This is a genomic window from Chryseobacterium manosquense (assembly GCF_014623485.1).
GTDB lineage: Bacteria > Bacteroidota > Bacteroidia > Flavobacteriales > Weeksellaceae > Kaistella > Kaistella haifensis.
Map to the genome: position 1 here is coordinate 2,696,294 of NZ_CP060203.1, position 20,254 is coordinate 2,716,547.

Below are 20,254 nucleotides of genomic sequence, written 5' to 3' on the forward strand. Positions count from 1 at the left end.
TTATGATCACCCGCTCCATCTACATCGGCAATCCCGCTTATCTCAAACTCAAAGATGAGCAGCTATATATTATGGAGCCGGAAACTGGTCAGATGAAAGGCAAGGTTCCCGTAGAAGATTTGGGATTGTTGATGCTGGATCATTGGCAGATTACCGTTTCCCATCAGCTGATACAGAAAATGATGGGTAATAATGTAGTAGTCATCAGTTGCGATGCTCATCATTTGCCACATGGAATCATGCTTCCACTTCATGGGCATACCGAATTTTCCGACCGAATAAAAGATCAAATGGAAGCGAGCGAACCGCTCAAAAAACAACTCTGGAAACAGACCATCGAGTGTAAGATTGATAACCAGAAAGAAGTACTCCGAAGATTAGGCAATTATTATGAACCGATGATCGATTATCGAAACAATGTGAAAAGTGGTGATCTAACCAATATGGAAGGCATTGCGGCACAACATTATTGGAAATACCTCATCAGTCTGGATTTTCTTCGGCAAAGGTTTGGTGATTCTCCCAATCAGTTTTTCAATTTTGGATATTCTGTGCTAAGAAGTATCGTGGCGAGAGCCATTGTAGAAACAGGGTTGCTTCCGGTTTTGGGGATTTTCCATAAGAATAAATACAACCCTTATTGCTTGGCGGATGATATGATGGAACCTTACCGCCCTTTTGTGGATTGGTTGGTCATGGATTGGCTCACCCGAAATCCGGATACGGAGGAATTAACCAAAGAATTCAAGGCGCATATCCTTCAAATCGCCACCAAAGATGTGAAGATCGACGGCAAAACCAGACCTTTGATGGTAGCAGTGAAGACAACGGTTTCTTCCTTGTACAAATGCTACACGGGAGAAAAACGACAGGTTTCTTATCCTGAATTTTTATAATGAGAAGAAATACATCTAAAAAAATATGAATGCCGAAAGGTTTAATGCCTACCGAATTATGTGGGTTTTAGTTTTATACGATTTACCAACCGAAACCAAAGCCAACATGAAAGCCGCCAATCTTTTCAGAAAAAGATTGTTGGATGATGGTTTTGCATTGTTTCAGTTTTCTATGTATATGAGGCATTGCCCAAGTAGAGAAAATGCAGAAGTTCATATTAAGAGGGTGAAATCCATCTTGCCCAAGGCGGGCAAAGTGGCGATTATGTGCATTACCGACAAACAATTTGGCGATATTGAAATCTTTTTTGCCCGAAACAAAGAAGAACCTCCACCAACTTATCAGCAATTAGAGCTTTTTTAGCATCTGTAATTAAAAGACTCCATCAGTATAGAAAAAGAGCTGCGTTTAAACCAAAACAGAACGATAGAAAGCGGAATTTTAAATGCTGGAAAAACCTCAAAAACCTCCTGTGCTAGGAGGTTTTTCAATTTGAGGTTGCGTCGTGTCACGAAGATAATAATTTTTGAAATCCGCAGGATTCGGCGAAATGGATTGGGAAAGTTATGGCTGAGCCAAAGCAATCACGAAATAAAAAAGGATAAATCTATAGAATTCTAAAATGGAAATTTAAAGCTTTTGAAATTCTGAAAACCCCGTTAAAAACCTCCATATCAGGAGGTTTTTCAGTTTGAGGTTGTGTCGTGTCACGAAGATAATAATTTTTGAAAGCAATTCACAACTAGTCTCCTTTGGTATCTCTTACTTTGGCAGTTGTGTCGTGTCACGAAGATAATAATTTTTGAAAGCAATTCACAACATGTAACGCCTTTCTCGTCGTGGTGGCGGTGTTGTGTCGTGTCACGAAGATAATAATTTTTGAAAGCAATTCACAACAATATGGAGTATTAGATAAATCCATGAGAGGTTGTGTCGTGTCACGAAGATAATAATTTTTGAAAGCAATTCACAACGACTTTGGCCTCATATGGAAACTGAATGTAGTTGTGTCGTGTCACGAAGATAATAATTTTTGAAAGCAATTCACAACGCAGTGCCAGTCTTTCAGATTCTGCTACGTGTTGTGTCGTGTCACGAAGATAATAATTTTTGAAAGCAATTCACAACGTTTCAGATTCTGTGCTGGCATTTTCCACAGTTGTGTCGTGTCACGAAGATAATAATTTTTGAAAGCAATTCACAACTGCTGTTCTGTTCCAGCTTCCGGAAATAGAGTTGTGTCGTGTCACGAAGATAATAATTTTTGAAAGCAATTCACAACAGTTTGCGTTGGATATAAGATACCGATTGGTTGTGTCGTGTCACGAAGATAATAATTTTTGAAAGCAATTCACAACTGAATTGGTTGGTAGTGGGTAACAACTTGCGTTGTGTCGTGTCACGAAGATAATAATTTTTGAAAGCAATTCACAACGGGAGCAAAGTATTTTTCAAACAGCGATTCGTTGTGTCGTGTCACGAAGATAATAATTTTTGAAAGCAATTCACAACAAAGGAACAGATGGCGGAAAGAAATGCTTTGTTGTGTCGTGTCACGAAGATAATAATTTTTGAAAGCAATTCACAACTTGAGAGGTATTAAACCGACTAGCAATCTCGTTGTGTCGTGTCACGAAGATAATAATTTTTGAAAGCAATTCACAACGATAATGTTAACCTTACTAAACTTTCACAGGTTGTGTCGTGTCACGAAGATAATAATTTTTGAAAGCAATTCACAACGAGAACTTAACCGGCTGATAAGAGTACAGTGTTGTGTCGTGTCACGAAGATAATAATTTTTGAAAGCAATTCACAACGGCTGATTCATCTTTACGATCAAATGTTACGTTGTGTCGTGTCACGAAGATAATAATTTTTGAAAGCAATTCACAACAGGTGAAAAGTACGGCAGTTTTGATATGGAGTTGTGTCGTGTCACGAAGATAATAATTTTTGAAAGCAATTCACAACGGATTAAAGTCTGCAGTCAAATCGAGGTTAGTTGTGTCGTGTCACGAAGATAATAATTTTTGAAAGCAATTCACAACGGCAGCAGCGAAAATATTTCCGTTCTGCCAGTTGTGTCGTGTCACGAAGATAATAATTTTTGAAAGCAATTCACAACATTAAATGACACTTTTAGACTGGAGGCATCGTTGTGTCGTGTCACGAAGATAATAATTTTTGAAAGCAATTCACAACCATATTTCCTGCAGGGAACGCCTTTGTAAAGTTGTGTCGTGTCACGAAGATAATAATTTTTGAAAGCAATTCACAACATGAATACCGATCCGCTAGAATTCTTCTTAGTTGTGTCGTGTCACGAAGATAATAATTTTTGAAAGCAATTCACAACCACCAGACCATTAAAATAACAATCTTGAATGTTGTGTCGTGTCACGAAGATAATAATTTTTGAAAGCAATTCACAACTGATGCCGATAAACGTTTCCCTTTCCAGCAGTTGTGTCGTGTCACGAAGATAATAATTTTTGAAAGCAATTCACAACACATCAACATACTTGTGTTTTTTGTGAATAGTTGTGTCGTGTCACGAAGATAATAATTTTTGAAAGCAATTCACAACGATGGCTGCCTTTTTCTCGTCTACCAAACCGTTGTGTCGTGTCACGAAGATAATAATTTTTGAAAGCAATTCACAACGTTTTTCGGGTTCACGTTCAAATCTCCCGTGTTGTGTCGTGTCACGAAGATAATAATTTTTGAAAGCAATTCACAACAACATTCGAATCTCTGACGGTTTTTTTTTGGTTGTGTCGTGTCACGAAGATAATAATTTTTGAAAGCAATTCACAACCTACACACATTCCAAGTCTTGAGAGTTGATGTTGTGTCGTGTCACGAAGATAATAATTTTTGAAAGCAATTCACAACTGGAAGTCCTTGGACTTTAGCAACTTATATGTTGTGTCGTGTCACGAAGATAATAATTTTTGAAAGCAATTCACAACATTTATAAGGGAGAATACAACCCAACCACAGTTGTGTCGTGTCACGAAGATAATAATTTTTGAAAGCAATTCACAACATGGTCTCTATAGTATCCTAATGCTTTACAGTTGTGTCGTGTCACGAAGATAATAATTTTTGAAAGCAATTCACAACATTTGCTAAACAATTAACAAAAACTGTTTAGTTGTGTCGTGTCACGAAGATAATAATTTTTGAAAGCAATTCACAACCATTTCAGGTAATGTAGAAATAATTGAAAAGTTGTGTCGTGTCACGAAGATAATAATTTTTGAAAGCAATTCACAACACATCTTCGGCAGCACCATAAATCAGTTCTGTTGTGTCGTGTCACGAAGATAATAATTTTTGAAAGCAATTCACAACTGGTTATTACAACGACCTGAAAACAGACGGGTTGTGTCGTGTCACGAAGATAATAATTTTTGAAAGCAATTCACAACGATTTTGTGACATTAACTTCTTATTCAGCGGTTGTGTCGTGTCACGAAGATAATAATTTTTGAAAGCAATTCACAACTGTCATAGGTTTGGTTTTAAAAATTAATTGGTTGTGTCGTGTCACGAAGATAATAATTTTTGAAAGCAATTCACAACAGTAAGCCAGTGTTTCAGCAAGTTTGGTCGGTTGTGTCGTGTCACGAAGATAATAATTTTTGAAAGCAATTCACAACACAAAACGGAAATGCATTGAGGAACTTCAGGTTGTGTCGTGTCACGAAGATAATAATTTTTGAAAGCAATTCACAACGAGGGATCCTTGTACCGATGCAACATGTATGTTGTGTCGTGTCACGAAGATAATAATTTTTGAAAGCAATTCACAACACTGATTCTGCGAGCCAGGATAGCGCAGTTGTTGTGTCGTGTCACGAAGATAATAATTTTTGAAAGCAATTCACAACTGGTGGCGAGGGTAGCCTCGAATTCTACAGGTTGCGTCGTGTCACGAAGATAATAATTTTTGAAAGCAATTCACAACCGGAAAGGAAACCAAATCTTTCACTGCAGCGTTGCGTCGTGTCACGAAGATAATAATTTTTGAAAGCAATTCACAACCGGAGGCGCACAGTCAACACCCCCTAGGAAGTTGCGTCGTGTCACGAAGATAATAATTTTTGAAAGCAATTCACAACCCTGCTATGATGAGCGAGTACGTGACACAAGTTGCGTCGTGTCACGAAGATAATAATTTTTGAAAGCAATTCACAACAATTTGAATGACTGTGAAAGGTCATAAGGTGTTGCGTCGTGTCACGAAGATAATAATTTTTGAAAGCAATTCACAACACGCTGAAGGACTTACAACAAAAGCAACAGGTTGCGTCGTGTCACGAAGATAATAATTTTTGAAAGCAATTCACAACAAGGAGAAAACAATAATCAATGAATTACGCGTTGCGTCGTGTCACGAAGATAATAATTTTTGAAAGCAATTCACAACTAGGAAACGAATTTGCTCATCAAGCGACTGGTTGCGTCGTGTCACGAAGATAATAATTTTTGAAAGCAATTCACAACTGGCCAAACTACCGGCTCGCCTAATGCAATGTTGCGTCGTGTCACGAAGATAATAATTTTTGAAAGCAATTCACAACGTTTTATGAAGCGATGAAAGATCTTGACAGGTTGCGTCGTGTCACGAAGATAATAATTTTTGAAAGCAATTCACAACATGAGTGATATATTTAATTATGGTGGATTTGTTGCGTCGTGTCACGAAGATAATAATTTTTGAAAGCAATTCACAACACAACCTCACACCTTCCGAAATATACGAGGGTTGCGTCGTGTCACGAAGATAATAATTTTTGAAAGCAATTCACAACAAAGTGTTGAGTCTTTCACGGAAATAATCAGTTGCGTCGTGTCACGAAGATAATAATTTTTGAAAGCAATTCACAACGATTTAGCAAGGGCTTATGACAAAGAAATGGTTGCGTCGTGTCACGAAGATAATAATTTTTGAAAGCAATTCACAACTGAAGAACCCGCAGTAACTGCGACGATTTTGTTGCGTCGTGTCACGAAGATAATAATTTTTGAAAGCAATTCACAACGGTTTGTTATCGGTTGCTATACAGGGCAAAGTTGCGTCGTGTCACGAAGATAATAATTTTTGAAAGCAATTCACAACTCTTGGTCATCTCTTGTTATTGTGTTATTTGTTGCGTCGTGTCACGAAGATAATAATTTTTGAAAGCAATTCACAACGAGGCAGAGGATTGCGTCGAAAGTTGCGAAGTTGCGTCGTGTCACGAAGATAAGAATTTTTGAAAGCAATTCACAACTAAAAAAGGGTCGTTGCAAGACCGCCTGAAGTTGCGTCGTGTCACGAAGATAATAATTTTTGAAAGCAATTCACAACACATTGGCTGATGTCTTCGATAATAGTGCCGTTGCGTCGTGTCACGAAGATAATAATTTTTGAAAGCAATTCACAACTAGTCGGAGACGGCACGTTATTGATAATATGTTGCGTCGTGTCACGAAGATAATAATTTTTGAAAGCAATTCACAACACTATGTATTTGTGATTGATAGAACAGCAAGTTGCGTCGTGTCACGAAGATAATAATTTTTGAAAGCAATTCACAACGCAGTTACCACCTTTGGAAAGCACACAATCGTTGCGTCGTGTCACGAAGATAATAATTTTTGAAAGCAATTCACAACTGTTCTAATACAAGGGAATTTAAAAATTTTGTTGCGTCGTGTCACGAAGATAATAATTTTTGAAAGCAATTCACAACAAAGTGTTGAGTCTTTCACGGAAATAATCAGTTGCGTCGTGTCACGAAGATAATAATTTTTGAAAGCAATTCACAACGATTTAGCAAGGGCTTATGACAAAGAAATGGTTGCGTCGTGTCACGAAGATAATAATTTTTGAAAGCAATTCACAACTGAAGAACCCGCAGTAACTGCGACGATTTTGTTGCGTCGTGTCACGAAGATAATAATTTTTGAAAGCAATTCACAACGGTTTGTTATCGGTTGCTATACAGGGATAAGTTGCGTCGTGTCACGAAGATAATAATTTTTGAAAGCAATTCACAACTCTTGGTCATCTCTTGTTATTGAATTATTTGTTGCGTCGTGTCACGAAGATAATAATTTTTGAAAGCAATTCACAACGAGGCAGAGGATTGCGTCGAAAGTTGCGAAGTTGCGTCGTGTCACGAAGATAAGAATTTTTGAAAGCAATTCACAACTAAAAAAGGGTCGTTGCAAGACCGCCTGAAGTTGCGTCGTGTCACGAAGATAATAATTTTTGAAAGCAATTCACAACACATTGGCTGATGTCTTCGATAATAGTGCCGTTGCGTCGTGTCACGAAGATAATAATTTTTGAAAGCAATTCACAACTAGTCGGAGACGGCACGTTATTGATAATATGTTGCGTCGTGTCACGAAGATAATAATTTTTGAAAGCAATTCACAACACTATGTATTTGTGATTGATAGAACAGCAAGTTGCGTCGTGTCACGAAGATAATAATTTTTGAAAGCAATTCACAACGCAGTTACCACCTTTGGAAAGCACACAATCGTTGCGTCGTGTCACGAAGATAATAATTTTTGAAAGCAATTCACAACTGTTCTAATACAAGGGAATTTAAAAATTTTGTTGCGTCGTGTCACGAAGATAATAATTTTTGAAAGCAATTCACAACCCTGTAAGTGTGTTCCGCCCCCTCTTTTCTGTTGCGTCGTGTCACGAAGATAATAATTTTTGAAAGCAATTCACAACGTGAAATTGATAATTTTAACTTGAAGTTCGGTTGCGTCGTGTCACGAAGATAATAATTTTTGAAAGCAATTCACAACGGAAGTAAGACCGGTAATAGTTTCTACTTCGTGGCGTCGTGTCACGAAGATAATTAATTTTGAAATCCGCAGGATTCGGCGAAAGGGATTGGGAAAGTGTTGGCTGAGCCAAAGCAATCACGAATTAAGAAAAGATAAATTTATAGAATTGTAAAATGGAAATTTAAAGCTTTTTAAATTCTAAAAACCCCGTTAAAAACCTCCATATCAGGAGGTTTTTCAGTTTGAGGTTGCGTCGTGTTACGAAGATAATAATTTTTGAAATCCTAAGGATTCGGCGAAAAACGCAGGACAAAGCCAGGCTGAGCCAAAGCAATTCAAAACCCATCAAGAAAGACGACAAAAATAATTTCAGCTGTGATCAATCACGAAGATATCAAGCTCAACCTCGATGAAATTTTCAGGATTAATACGATGAAAGATTATATCATCATTTATACCGTCACCAGAAAACTCATCGTGCATCAAACCATGAAATCCATCATGGAGAAAATAAATTTAGAGAACTTCATCAGGGTTCATAACTCGCACATCATCTCGCTGAATCACCTGCAAAGTGTAGGCAAAAACAGCATAGTGGTCGCCAACGAACGAATTCCTGTGAGCGAAAAATACAAAGCTTTTTTAACGGAGTTTATTGATCGTTTTAAGTAAAAGCCGATTTTATTTTTTGATTATGGTGAGGTCTTTTGATCCGAATTTTCTTTCAAGCCAAGCTTTCAACTTTGCTTCATCTATGGATTTTTCGGCTTGGTAAAGGATAATATTTCCTTTCTTAAGGGAATCATTTTTGGAATAATCGGTAACGGTGCCAAATGAAATTGCGTCGATATCTGGAAAAATGATTTTAATTTCTTCGTCCAACGATTTATTTCCGATCTGGTAAGTGTCGATCTCACCCAGTAAATTCTGAATTTGGATGTCTTTATCTGAAACCTGATTGCTGGATTTATTAATTTCCGATAAAATTTCCTTTTTCAAATCGGAATTGTTTGCTTTAATAATCAGTTCCGTGTCGGAAAGTCCATAAGCGTTGAGCTCTTTGTTTAATTTTTTTATTTCTAAACTATCAAATTTTTTCGAAAGAAAAGCCAGCTCCATTTGTTTGGGATTGGTTTTATAGTTGATGTTTTTGTAAATCACAGTATAGCCGTTCTTCGTAAATTGATCTTGGATGAATTTTTCAGCATTTTGGATAAACTTTTTTTCTTGTAATAAGCTGTAAGCCAAATAGGAACTCGGAATAATCATCAGTAACATTAATACCGAAATAATCACCCGCACTTTTTTATCAAAACCCGTGTTTTCAGTTTTCACGGCGGGATATTTAAGATATTTAATCACCAAAAAAGTAGAAATCCCGATAAAAAAACAATTAATGCTGTAAAGATAGAGCGCGCCTGCTACAAATTTCATGTTGAAATGGGCAATTCCAAATCCTGCGGTACACAGAGGCGGCATCAGTGCGGTAGCGATAGCCACTCCCGGGATAGGATTTCCTTTTTCAATTCTTGTGATGGAAACCGCACCTACAATACCACCAAAAAATGCGATTAGAACATCGTAAATAGTGGGCGAGGTACGGGATAAAATTTCAGATTGCGCATCTTTGAACGGACTTAGAAAAAAATATAAACTCGATACAATGAGTCCAACCAAGGTAGCAATCAGTAGATTTTTCACGGATCTTTTCAGAAAATTAAAATCATACGTTGCAAGCGCAAAACCGGAACCTACGATAGGCCCCATCAGTGGTGAAATTAGCATCGCCCCAATAATCACCGCGGTAGAATTCATATTAAGACCAATAGAAGCAATTAAAATAGCACAAGCCAAAATCCACAGGTTTGCCCCTCGAAATGAGATATTTGCCACAATATCTTCCCTTACTTTTTCCTTGTCCTCTGCTCCTTTGTTTAAGCTAAACAGGTTATAAAATACGCTCATGAATTTATTCTTTGTGACTAAGATAAAAATAACCACGATAAAAACAATGTAATGACAGATAAAACTCGCGGTTTTATGCTTTGTTTTCTTTTATAAAGCCCAGAATCCAATTCAATGCTTATTATTTTTATAGATCGGATTTTGAAGATGAATAATTATGCTACGCAGGAATTGTAGTTTACTCGAAATTGAGTGACTTAGCAAAAGGGAATTTGCTATATGCAATTTGTCATAAAATTTATGCAGATTATGAATTAGTAGTTAAAAAATATTCACAACCATCATCATCGGCTGGCATCGAAAAGCTCTATAAAAAAGTTATTTTTTGTTTACAAACAAATGATCAAAGATTAAATTTTAAAAAACCTATATTTGGGTTTTTCAAAAATAACTCATGATTTATTCTTTAAAAGGAAACATTCAGGAACTCAATCCAACCTCCGTAATCATCGACGTACAAGGCGTTGGTTACTATGTGGGAATCAGTCTTCAAACTTCTGAAAAGCTTCAATTAGGGCAACCTGCTTTCCTCAATATCCAGCAAATTATCCGCGAAGATGCGCATTTACTCTTCGGTTTTAACACAATTTTGGAAAAAGAAATGTTTAATCTGTTAATAAGTGTTAACGGAGTAGGGCCGGTCTCTGCCATCATTATGCTCTCTTCTTTGAGCCTTGAGGAGATTGCTTCGGCCATCCTTTCCAACAACAGTGCGTTGTTACAAAAGGTAAAAGGAATTGGTACGAAAACCGCCGAGAGAATCATTGTTGATTTACGGGATAAAGTCCAAAAATTCAAGAACTCTGAGGAAAATATTTCCGCGGCAGTGAATAATAAAGTGAAGGAAGAAGCGTTATCTGCATTAGAGGTTTTGGGAATTGCTAAAAAGATGAGCGAGAAAATTGCAGACCGAGTCCTTAAGCAAAATCCGGAGCTTACCGTAGAAAATTTAGTGAAGCAAATTTTAAAAAATATTTAACATTTGGAGAAGATTAGTTTTTTTTGTCGTCAATTTACATATTTATTCGTGTTTTGTTGCTCATTCGCCACCATGAATGCGCAGGAAAAACCATCAGACAGCGCTTCGGTGAGGCAAGATTTTTCGCTTCCCAATCCGTTGCGATACGAAGCTTTTTATGATGTGACGAGTGGTATGTATTTCTTGTACCCAAAAGTCGGAAACATGGTCGTAGGAAATCCAGTATCCATGTCTTCTGAGGAGTATCATCAGTACATGCTTTCCAATCAGTTGAGCGAATATTACAAAGAAAAATCCTCAACCCACGATTTAGGATCTCGAAAAGATCAAACAGATGCCCTGAAAAAAGGACTTCTGCCCAGTGTAAACATTAAAAATAAACTCTTCGAATCTGTTTTTGGTGGCAATAAAATCGAGATTATTCCGCAAGGTTTCGCCTCTTTCGACATTGGTGGATTGTACCAAAAAATCGATAATCCATTGATTTTACCACAAAACAGAACCAGTTTTGCCATTGATATCCAACAGAGAATTCAGTTGGGATTATTGGGTAAAGTAGGTGAAAATCTGCAACTTAAAGCGAATTATGATACACAAAGTGGTTTCGCTTTCGAAAATAGAATGAATTTGGTTTGGCAAGCAAAAGGAACGTGGAAAGACCTACAAACCAAAGGGTTAAATGATAAAACAACCGGCGGAGAAGATAAAATCATCAAGAAAGTAGAATTTGGTAACGTGAATATGCCGCTTTCTACCAGTTTAATTCGCGGTTCAGAATCGCTTTTTGGTTTAAAAACGGAGTTTCAGTTGGGGAAAACTACTGGAACTTTGGTCTTCTCGCAACAGCAAGGTGAATCCCGAACCATCGTGGCGCAAGGCGGTGGCGTGATGAACACCTTCAAACTCAACGCGATTGATTACGAAGACAATCAGCACTACTATCTAGGTCATTACTTCCTGAATTCTTACGACAATGCTTTGCTCAATTATCCTCAAATCAATTCCAGAGTAAGCATTACCAGAATTGAAGCGTGGGTGCTCGATCAGGGATCCGGTAATCTTCAGGATCAGAAAGGAATCCTCGGAATCCGAGATTTGGGAGAAGGTATTTCCGGCTTTCCGGACAACTCGCAAAATAATTTATATCAAGGGATTGCGAACCTTGGCGCGGGAATTCGGGATGTGAATACCGCTTATAATACCATCAACGGACAATCTTTTCCGAACGCCAACGGATCTATTGAAAATTATACCGATGGAGAGCAGTTTATCTTCAATAGAAAAGCCAGAAAACTTACCCAAAGCGAATTTACCTATCATCCTCAGTTGGGATATATTTCCTTAAATCAAAGACTAAACGATAACCAACTTTTGGCGGTGTCGTACACCTACACCTTGAACGGCGACAGCAAGGTGTATAAAGTAGGGGAGTTCTCCGAAGAAAGCCCGGTTTTGATTACCAAATTGTTGAAATCGAATACGAAAACAACTACTACAACACCGATGTGGGATTTGATGATGAAGAATATTTATTCCTTAAATTCAAATCAAATCAATTCGGAAAACTTTTTATTGAATGTATATTTAAGGGATGCCCAAAACGGAAAGGTGAATTATCTTCCTGGAACGGCGGTTCAAGATACTAACCTCCTTAAATTGTTCAACTGGGATCGTTTGAATATGAACAACGATTTACAGCAAAACGGCGCTACCACGGGAGATGGAATTTTCGATTTCGTTAACGGCATTACCATCGATCCTGAAAATGGGAAAATCATCTTCACCAAAGCGAAACCATTTGGAGCTTATCTTCAAAATGTTTTGGGAAGCAGTGATCCGAAATTTGTATTCAATGATTTGTATGATAAATTCAAAAATGTAGCCTCCGAAAACCGTCTGGCTTTGGCGTACACCTTGGAAGGTCGCTTCAAAGGCTCTCAAGGAACAGGGATTTCTCTTGGCGCAATCAACGTTCCACAAGGTTCGGTGAAAGTAACGGCCAATGGAGTACAACTTCAGGAAGGTATTGACTTTACCGTAGATTATATGCTAGGTACCGTAAACATCATTAACGAAGCGGTGAAACAATCCGGGCAAGCCATCAATATTTCTCTTGAAAATCAATTGACTTTCAATACCCAAAGAAAAAGATTCCTTGGATTGAATTTGGAAAGGAAATTCAATGAACATTTGACCATTGGTGGTACGGTGGTGAATTATTCTGAAACGCCATTAACCCAGAAAGTAAATTACGGCCAAGAAGCGGTGAACAACACCATGGCTGGTTTCAATATTTTGTATAATAATGAGCTGCCATTCCTCACCAGATTAACCGATAAAATTCCGTTGGTAAATACCGAAGCGCCATCCAATTTGAGTTTTGTGGCGGAAGGTGCCTATCTGATTCCGGGACAGAATAAAGGAATTGGCGATCAATCTTATATCGACGATTTCGAGCAAACTACTTCCAAAATTTCTTTGAAAGAACCCGCAATGTGGAGTCTTGCTTCTAAACCTGAACACAATCCGGAACCAGTATTCTCGAATGCTAATTCCAATGATGATTTGTCTCACGGCAATGGAAGAGGTTTGCTGACTTGGTACAATATCGATCCAAGGTTTTATGGAATTGGAGGAAAAGCACCGAACGGAATTAATGCTGAAGCGGTATCCAACCACGCTTCGCGAAGAGTACAAACCCAGGAGCTTTACAATTCCAGAGATTTTGTAGCGGGCGAACAACTTTATACCAATACTTTCGATATTACCTATTTCCCAAATGAAAGAGGTCCGTACAATGTGAATCCGAACAATGAAACCACCCAAGAAAGATGGGCAGGTTTGATGAGACCTATCACCGTATCCAATTTCGTGAATTCGAATATCGAATATGTGGAATTCTGGATGATGGATCCGTATGCTGATGGTAAGAACTTAGGAGCCAATCCGAAATTATTGCTTCAATTAGGAAATGTTTCCGAAGATGTGTTGAAAGATGGAAAATTACAGTACGAAAACGGGTTGCCAACTCCAAATGTTCCGGCAAATACCACCACGACCAATTGGGGAACTCAGCCGAACCAGTTCCCAATTTTGTACGCTTTTTCTACGGAAAATGAAGAAAGAGTCGCACAAGATTTAGGGTATGACGGCCTTGATGCGCAAGGTGAAAGTGCCAAATTCGGAACTAATTTTATCAATCCGGTGACCAATACGCCCGATCCCGCATCCGATGATTTTGTGTTTTACCTTTCAGATCAGTTCCAAGGTGCGCAAGCTTCATCACTTTTGGAGCGCTACAAATATTTCCGTGGTCCGGAAGCCAATTCCCAAAGCAATTCATTGGAAGTAGCCACCCAAACTCCGGATGCTGAAGATGTAAACCGCGACTACAATTTGGACCAAAGTGAAAACTATAACCAATACAACATTAATCTGGATAAAACTAGTCTTACTTTAGGACAGAACTTCATCGTGGATGAAAAAGTAGTAGAAGCAAAATTCCAAAATGGCCAGACTTCATCCAACAAATGGTATCTTTTCCGTGTTCCGGTTTCTCAGTTTGTTACTGATGCCGGAGATCACGATCCTGCGGTTCTTAACAATGTTCGTTTTGCAAGAATTTTATTAACAGGTTTTGATCAAACTTCAACCCTGCGTTTCGGAACCCTGGATTTGGTACGAAGTGACTGGAGAAAATATACCAAAGATATCGCGACTAACATTAATGATACCGAAGGAGTGAATCCTGTAGATGATTCCGAAACCAACCGAATGGATGTTGGAAGCGTTAATTTAGAAGAAAACGGATTGAACCAGCCGCCGTATGTATTGCCTCCGGGAATCGATCGACAAGTTCTTAGCGGAAACGCCGGTGCGCAGAGACAGAACGAAGCTTCTCTTTACCTGAAAACTTCGCCAATCGCACCGAAAACTTCAAGAGCGGTGTTCAAAAATGTGGCGTTGGATATGCGCAGATACAAGAAATTGGAACTTTTTGTTCATGCTGAAGATGTAAGAGCAGGAGCAATCAGCAATGGTTTGGATCCAAACGCGAAATTCTTTATCCGATTTGGTAGCGACGCCACCGATAACTACTATGAGTACGAAACTTCTTTAACTTATACTCCGAAAAATGCGACTTCACCATTGGAAATCTGGCCTACAGATAACACTGTGAATTTGGAAGTGCAAAACTTCATCGATGCTAAATTGAGAAGAGACGAAAATGGTTCCGTGGTCATCGATCAAAGAACCGAAGATTTTGAATATGGCGCATTGGATCCTAACAAAAAAATCTTCATCAAAGGAAGACCGAGTTTAGGAAACGTAACTACCATTATGTTGGGGGTTAGAAACAAAGATCAAAGCAGCTCGAAAGATTTAGTTCTTTGGGTGAACGAAATCCGTCTTTCTGAAATCGAAAACAAAGGAGGCTACGCCGGAAATGCTAGCGTAAATTTCAACCTCGGAGATTTTGCCACCGTGAATGCGAATGGTTCTTATTCGACCATCGGATTTGGTGGAATTACCCAAAAACCATCGGAAAGAGCGCAGTCAACGCTTTCTGCTTTCAACGTAAACACCACGGTGAATGTGGATAAATTCCTTCCGGAAAAGGTAGGGATGAAGATTCCTGTGAATTATTCTTACACGCAGACCATCGAGGATCCAAAATACAATCCTTTGGATAATGATGTTACTTTCGAGCAAGCGCCGAACCGCCAAGAGTTGAAGAAAGTAGCAAGAACTTACACCCAACAAAGAAGTATTGGGGTAGTAAATATGCGTAAAGATCGAATGAATCCGGACAAAAAACCGAAATTCTACGATGTGGAAAATCTTTCAGTGACTGCGGTTTATAACGACGATTACTATAGAGATGTGTACACCAAGAAAAACTACCGCCAATATCTAAAAGGGTATATCGACTATAATTATTCGTTTAAACCATGGGTTTTGAGACCTTTCAATAAAATAGTGAGCGATACTGCAAAATCTTATAAATATTTAAGATTTATCAAAGAAGTTAATTTCAATTTGGTTCCGACGAGATTCTCTTTCAGAACTGAAATCGATAGAAACTACAACGAATTAGAGTTTAGAAATATTGAAGCGATCCTCAACGGAAATTCAGGAGACAATTTCGATGTCATCAAAAACCGTAACTTCTATTTCGGTTGGCAATATGGTTTGGGCTTTAACTTTACCAAATCACTGAAGTTGGAAATCAACTCAGCGATGCGGACGTTGAATGACAATCTGAACGTGAACGATATGAACAATAAATCGATTTTCGAAAACCCATTCCGGGCAGGAAGACCGGTTTTATACAACCACCGTGTACAGTTGAATTATAAGTTCCCGTTCCAATATCTTCCTTACCTCGATTTCATCAATGCGGAACTCGGCTACGGATTTACTTATAATTGGAATGCGAGAAGTACCGTGATGACCAGCTTCGTAAACCCGGAAACCAATGCGGCGGAAAGTTTAGGAAGTATCGGACAGAATACAAATAATATTGTAGCCACTTCTACAGTGGATGTACCTAAATTTTTTAGCAAGTTTAAGTATTTCCAGAAAATAAATACCACCATGCAAAAGCGTAAAAAGGAAGTGGATTCCCTCAACAACGCTTATACCCAATTGTGGCAAAAGCCAAATTCCAAGAAAACTTTCAAAAGTTATCAATTTAAAAACAAGTTGAATCCTTTGCAAAGTATCGCTTATGCGCTAACTTCGATTAAACAACTCGATGTTTCGTATAACGAAAACAATGGAACCGTACTTCCTGGATTGCTTTCTGCACCGAATTGGTACGGATATGGGCAAACTTTGGGCGGACCAACTTATGGATTCCTTTTGGGCTCTCAGGCGGATATTAGAAGAACCGTTATCGAAAACGGTTGGCTTTCGAATTCTACTTATATGAATGATGCTTATACCCAAATGAAGAATCAAAATTTCTTGGCGAATGTTCAGATTATGCCCATCAACGATTTCCGAATCGATTTGAATGTCTTGAGAAATTACAACAGCAATTTTGTGCAAGGAGGTTATAATGTAGATGCGGATTCCAACGGAGCCAACGGATTCCAGTTCTCATTCGGTACCGAAATGATTACGTATTCCAAAACAGCTTGGACCTTCCGAACCGCTTTTGTTGACGGAAAAACCATCTACGATAATATGTATGAAAATGCGAAGCAAATCTATCTTCGTTCCGGCGGATTGTACGATGAAGCGGAATTTGCGAGCGGAAAAGGATTGGGCGATGCGTATGTGTTAATCCCGGCATTCCAAGCGGCGGTTGAAGGAAAAACCATCGATGGAAGACTTTCGGATCCTAAGAAAACCGGCGTTCCGTTGCCGAATTGGAGGGTGACCTATTCCGGATTGAAAAACATTCCGATTATCAATAGCCAATTCTCGAAGTTTGATATTTTGCATTCTTACAGTTCAACTTTCACTTCCACAGGAATTCAATCGAGTGTAGATTATTACAACATGCAAAACAATCAGGATGCGCCGCAAACCGATACTTACGGAAATGCTTTCAACCCGTACACCTTCTCGCAAGTAGGTTATGTGGAAGCTTTTGCTCCGTTGATTGGTGCTGATGTCACGATGAGAAACAACATGCAATTCCGGGCGCAATATAACCGCGACAGAATGTTCATGCTCGGTTTGGTGAATCATACTTTGACCGAAGATGTTGGTAAAGAATACATCATCGGATTTGGATACATCATCAAGGATTTGAAACTGAAAATGAATTTCAAAGGAAAAGCAAGAACCATCAAAAGTGATCTTAATATTCGTGGTGATTTCTCCCTTAGAGACAGCCAAACCAGAATTACGAATATCTTACAAAATGATTCGCAAGTCACCGGTGGACAGAAGATGATGAGCATTAAACTTTCCGCCGATTACAACATGTCGCAGAATTTCAGTTTAAGATTCTTCTACGATCAATTATTGACCAAATATAAAATTTCTACTGCGTTTCCGCTTTCTACCATTCGTGCGGGACTCACCGCAACCTTTACCTTCGCTGGAAGTGGGGGCGGATTTTAAAGATGGATATAAAACTCAGAATTTCGGTTCTGAGTTTTTTTTTAGTTAAAGATGCGCTCAACACTTAATTCTTTATCATTTTAAAAAATTAAATCCCTAATTTTGCTTTTTCATTAAAGAGATATGAATCAAGATATTGATAACGACGACGATTTGTTCACCGGAAAAGACCATACTCCGCTCCGATCTGACGCTTTCGAGAAAACACCTCAGGAAAAAATAGAAATCATTCAGCACCATTTTCATCAGATTATGGAAACTTTAGGGATGGATATGAATGATGATTCCTTGAAAGATTCCCCGAAAAGAGTGGCCAAAATGTATGTCAACGAAATTTTCGGCGGACTACTTCCTGAAAACAAACCTGGAATTTCTACGTTTTCCAATAAATACAAATACCGCCAAATGCTGGTGGAAAAAGACATCACCGTTTATTCTTTCTGCGAACATCATTTCCTGCCAATTATCGGAAAAGCACACGTTGCTTATATTTCCAATGGTGAAGTAATAGGACTTTCTAAAATTAATAGAATTGTAGATTATTACGCGAAACGCCCGCAAGTTCAGGAAAGATTGACCATGCAAATTGTAGATGCGCTGAAACAGGCATTAGGAACTAAAGATGTTGCCTGTATCATCGATGCGAAACATCTGTGCGTGAATTGTCGCGGCATCAAAGATACCGCAAGCTCAACCATCACCGCAGAATTGAGTGGCATTTTCAGAACAAATCCTATTACCAGACAGGAATTTTTGCATTACGTAGGAAGCCACGCTAAATTCGACTAAGCCACAAGAATTCAATTAAAAAAATAAGAACTAAGATTCTATTTTTTAATTCTTCAATTCTTCAATTTTTTAATCTTTTTAATTTAAAATAATGGAACTCAAATTATACAACTCGCTTTCCGGCGAAAAGGAAATCTTCAAACCCATTCACGAAAAAAATGTTGGGATGTATGTTTGTGGACCTACCGTTTACAGCAATGTACACCTCGGAAACGTGCGAACTTTCATGTCTTTTGACTTTATTTACCGAACACTTGTGCATTTGGGATATAAGGTTAGATATGTAAGAAACATTACCGATGCAGGTCACCTCACCGATGATGGAGATGTGGATAACGACCGTTTCGTGAAGCAGTCTCGCCTCGAAAAACTAGAGCCCATGGAGATTGTACAGAAATATACCGTCGATTTTCATAAGGTTTTGGATACCTTCAACCTGCTTCCACCGACCATAGAACCTACTGCGACCGGACATATTTTGGAGCAAATCGAGCTTACCCAAAAATTACTAGATAAAGGGTTTGCCTATGAAAGCAATGGTTCTGTGTATTTCGATGTTTTGGAATACAATAATAAAGGCCTGAACTACGGGGAACTTTCCCGAAGAAATATTGAAGAACTCTTCGCAAATACGCGCGATCTTGACGGGCAAAATGAAAAGAAAAACCCCCAGGATTTTGCCCTTTGGAAAGCTGCTTCTCCGGCTCATATCATGCGTTGGAACTCGCCTTGGGGCGAAGGTTTTCCGGGATGGCATCTTGAGTGTACCGCAATGAGCACCAAGTATTTAGGTGAAAAATTCGATATCCACGGTGGTGGAATGGATTTGAAATTTCCGCACCACGAGTGTGAAGTGGCTCAAGGAAAAGCCTGCAACGGAACTGAGCCTGTAAACTACTGGTTACACGCAAATATGCTCACCATGAACGGACAAAGAATGAGCAAATCAACTGGAAATTATATTCTCCCAATGGAGTTGGTTTCTGGAAACAACGATTTTTTTGAAAAACCTTTTCACCCAACGATTGTAAGATTCAATTTTTTACAAGCGCATTACCGAAGCGTTCTCGATATTTCGAATGAAGCAATGGTGGCAAGTGAAAAAGGTTTTCAGCGATTGATGGAAGCCATGAAGATTTTAAGCCAAATTTCAGTACCAGCTGATCAGGATTCTTCTTTTAATCTTAATGAATGGAAAGAGAAATGTTATGCAGCTTTAACTGATGATTTCAATTCTCCGATTTTGATTTCACATCTTTTTGAAGCAGTGAATTTTATCTTTAAATTAAAAGATGGAAAAGAGCAGATTTCCACATCGGATTTGGAACTTTTAAAATCGCAAATGGATAGTTTTGTGTATGAAGTTTTAGGGCTTCAGAACATCGAAGAAAACAATAACGAAAAACTCGACCAAACGCTGCAAGTATTGATCGAACTAAGAAATCAAGCGAGAAAATCGAAGAATTTCGAACTTTCAGACCAGATTCGAGATCGTTTATTGGCAGAAGGAATTGAATTGAAAGATGGTCGCGACGGTACGACGTATTCTTTGAACTAAAATTTAATATCATATTTTTTTTTAACCTTTTCAGCGATTTGTTGGAAAGGTTTTTTTGTGTCTGTTGGATTCTGGTTTGTAAGTGTTTGCAAATCAATAAGTAAGCTATTGAAATAATTTTCAATTTTAACGGTTTTATTGGTTTTAAAAACATAGAAATTTCATAAATTGCAACTCAA

General features: G+C 38.4%; 8 protein-coding genes and 1 CRISPR repeat array. Of the genes, 7 read left to right on the plus strand and 1 reads right to left on the minus strand.

The genetic code is table 11. From position 1 onward, the window contains the following. The first annotated feature begins 2 nt into the window (after nucleotides 1-2). The 3 genes from cas1 (at nucleotide 3) to H0S70_RS12870 (ending at nucleotide 8,376) form a co-directional block, all read left to right on the plus strand. Nucleotides 3-896 (plus strand): type II CRISPR-associated endonuclease Cas1, encoded by an 894-nt coding sequence (gene cas1 / locus H0S70_RS12860; RefSeq protein ID WP_123248903.1) that lies wholly within the window; start codon nucleotides 3-5, stop codon nucleotides 894-896. A gap of 25 nt (nucleotides 897-921) precedes the next feature. Continuing rightward, complete coding sequence (gene cas2 / locus H0S70_RS12865; protein WP_031502888.1) at nucleotides 922-1,260, plus strand: CRISPR-associated endonuclease Cas2; 339 nt, start codon at nucleotides 922-924, stop codon at nucleotides 1,258-1,260. A 333-nt stretch (nucleotides 1,261-1,593) separates the two neighbouring features. Then, nucleotides 1,594-7,722: a CRISPR direct-repeat array (repeat unit 47 nt; unit sequence GTTGCGTCGTGTCACGAAGATAATAATTTTTGAAAGCAATTCACAAC). A gap of 357 nt (nucleotides 7,723-8,079) precedes the next feature. Continuing rightward, complete coding sequence (locus H0S70_RS12870; protein WP_188321071.1) at nucleotides 8,080-8,376, plus strand: LytR/AlgR family response regulator transcription factor; 297 nt, start codon at nucleotides 8,080-8,082, stop codon at nucleotides 8,374-8,376. A 9-nt stretch (nucleotides 8,377-8,385) separates the two neighbouring features. Here the strand turns inward: H0S70_RS12870 and H0S70_RS12875 are convergent, their stop codons facing one another. Next, entirely contained in the window at nucleotides 8,386-9,669 is a 1,284-nt protein-coding gene (locus H0S70_RS12875) for a DUF389 domain-containing protein (RefSeq protein ID WP_088263931.1), read from the minus strand. A gap of 394 nt (nucleotides 9,670-10,063) precedes the next feature. Here H0S70_RS12875 and ruvA point away from each other — a divergent pair, with 394 nt between their 5' ends. From ruvA to cysS, 4 genes are all read left to right on the plus strand, one after another. After that, complete coding sequence (ruvA, locus tag H0S70_RS12880; protein ID WP_188321072.1) at nucleotides 10,064-10,648, plus strand: Holliday junction branch migration protein RuvA; 585 nt, start codon at nucleotides 10,064-10,066, stop codon at nucleotides 10,646-10,648. Nucleotides 10,649-10,720: 72 nt separating this feature from the next. Next, nucleotides 10,721-17,728 carry a T9SS outer membrane translocon Sov/SprA gene (sov, locus tag H0S70_RS12885; RefSeq protein ID WP_188321073.1) on the plus strand — a complete coding sequence of 2,336 codons (7,008 nt, stop codon included), beginning with the start codon at nucleotides 10,721-10,723 and terminating at the stop codon, nucleotides 17,726-17,728. A 123-nt stretch (nucleotides 17,729-17,851) separates the two neighbouring features. Beyond that, on the plus strand, nucleotides 17,852-18,517 hold the full coding sequence (folE, locus tag H0S70_RS12890) for a GTP cyclohydrolase I FolE (protein ID WP_123904203.1): 666 nt from the start codon (nucleotides 17,852-17,854) through the stop codon (nucleotides 18,515-18,517). A gap of 91 nt (nucleotides 18,518-18,608) precedes the next feature. After that, nucleotides 18,609-20,075: a cysteine--tRNA ligase gene (gene cysS / locus H0S70_RS12895; protein WP_188321074.1), complete on the plus strand. Its 1,467-nt coding sequence runs from the start codon at nucleotides 18,609-18,611 to the stop codon at nucleotides 20,073-20,075. Nucleotides 20,076-20,254 lie beyond the last annotated feature (179 nt).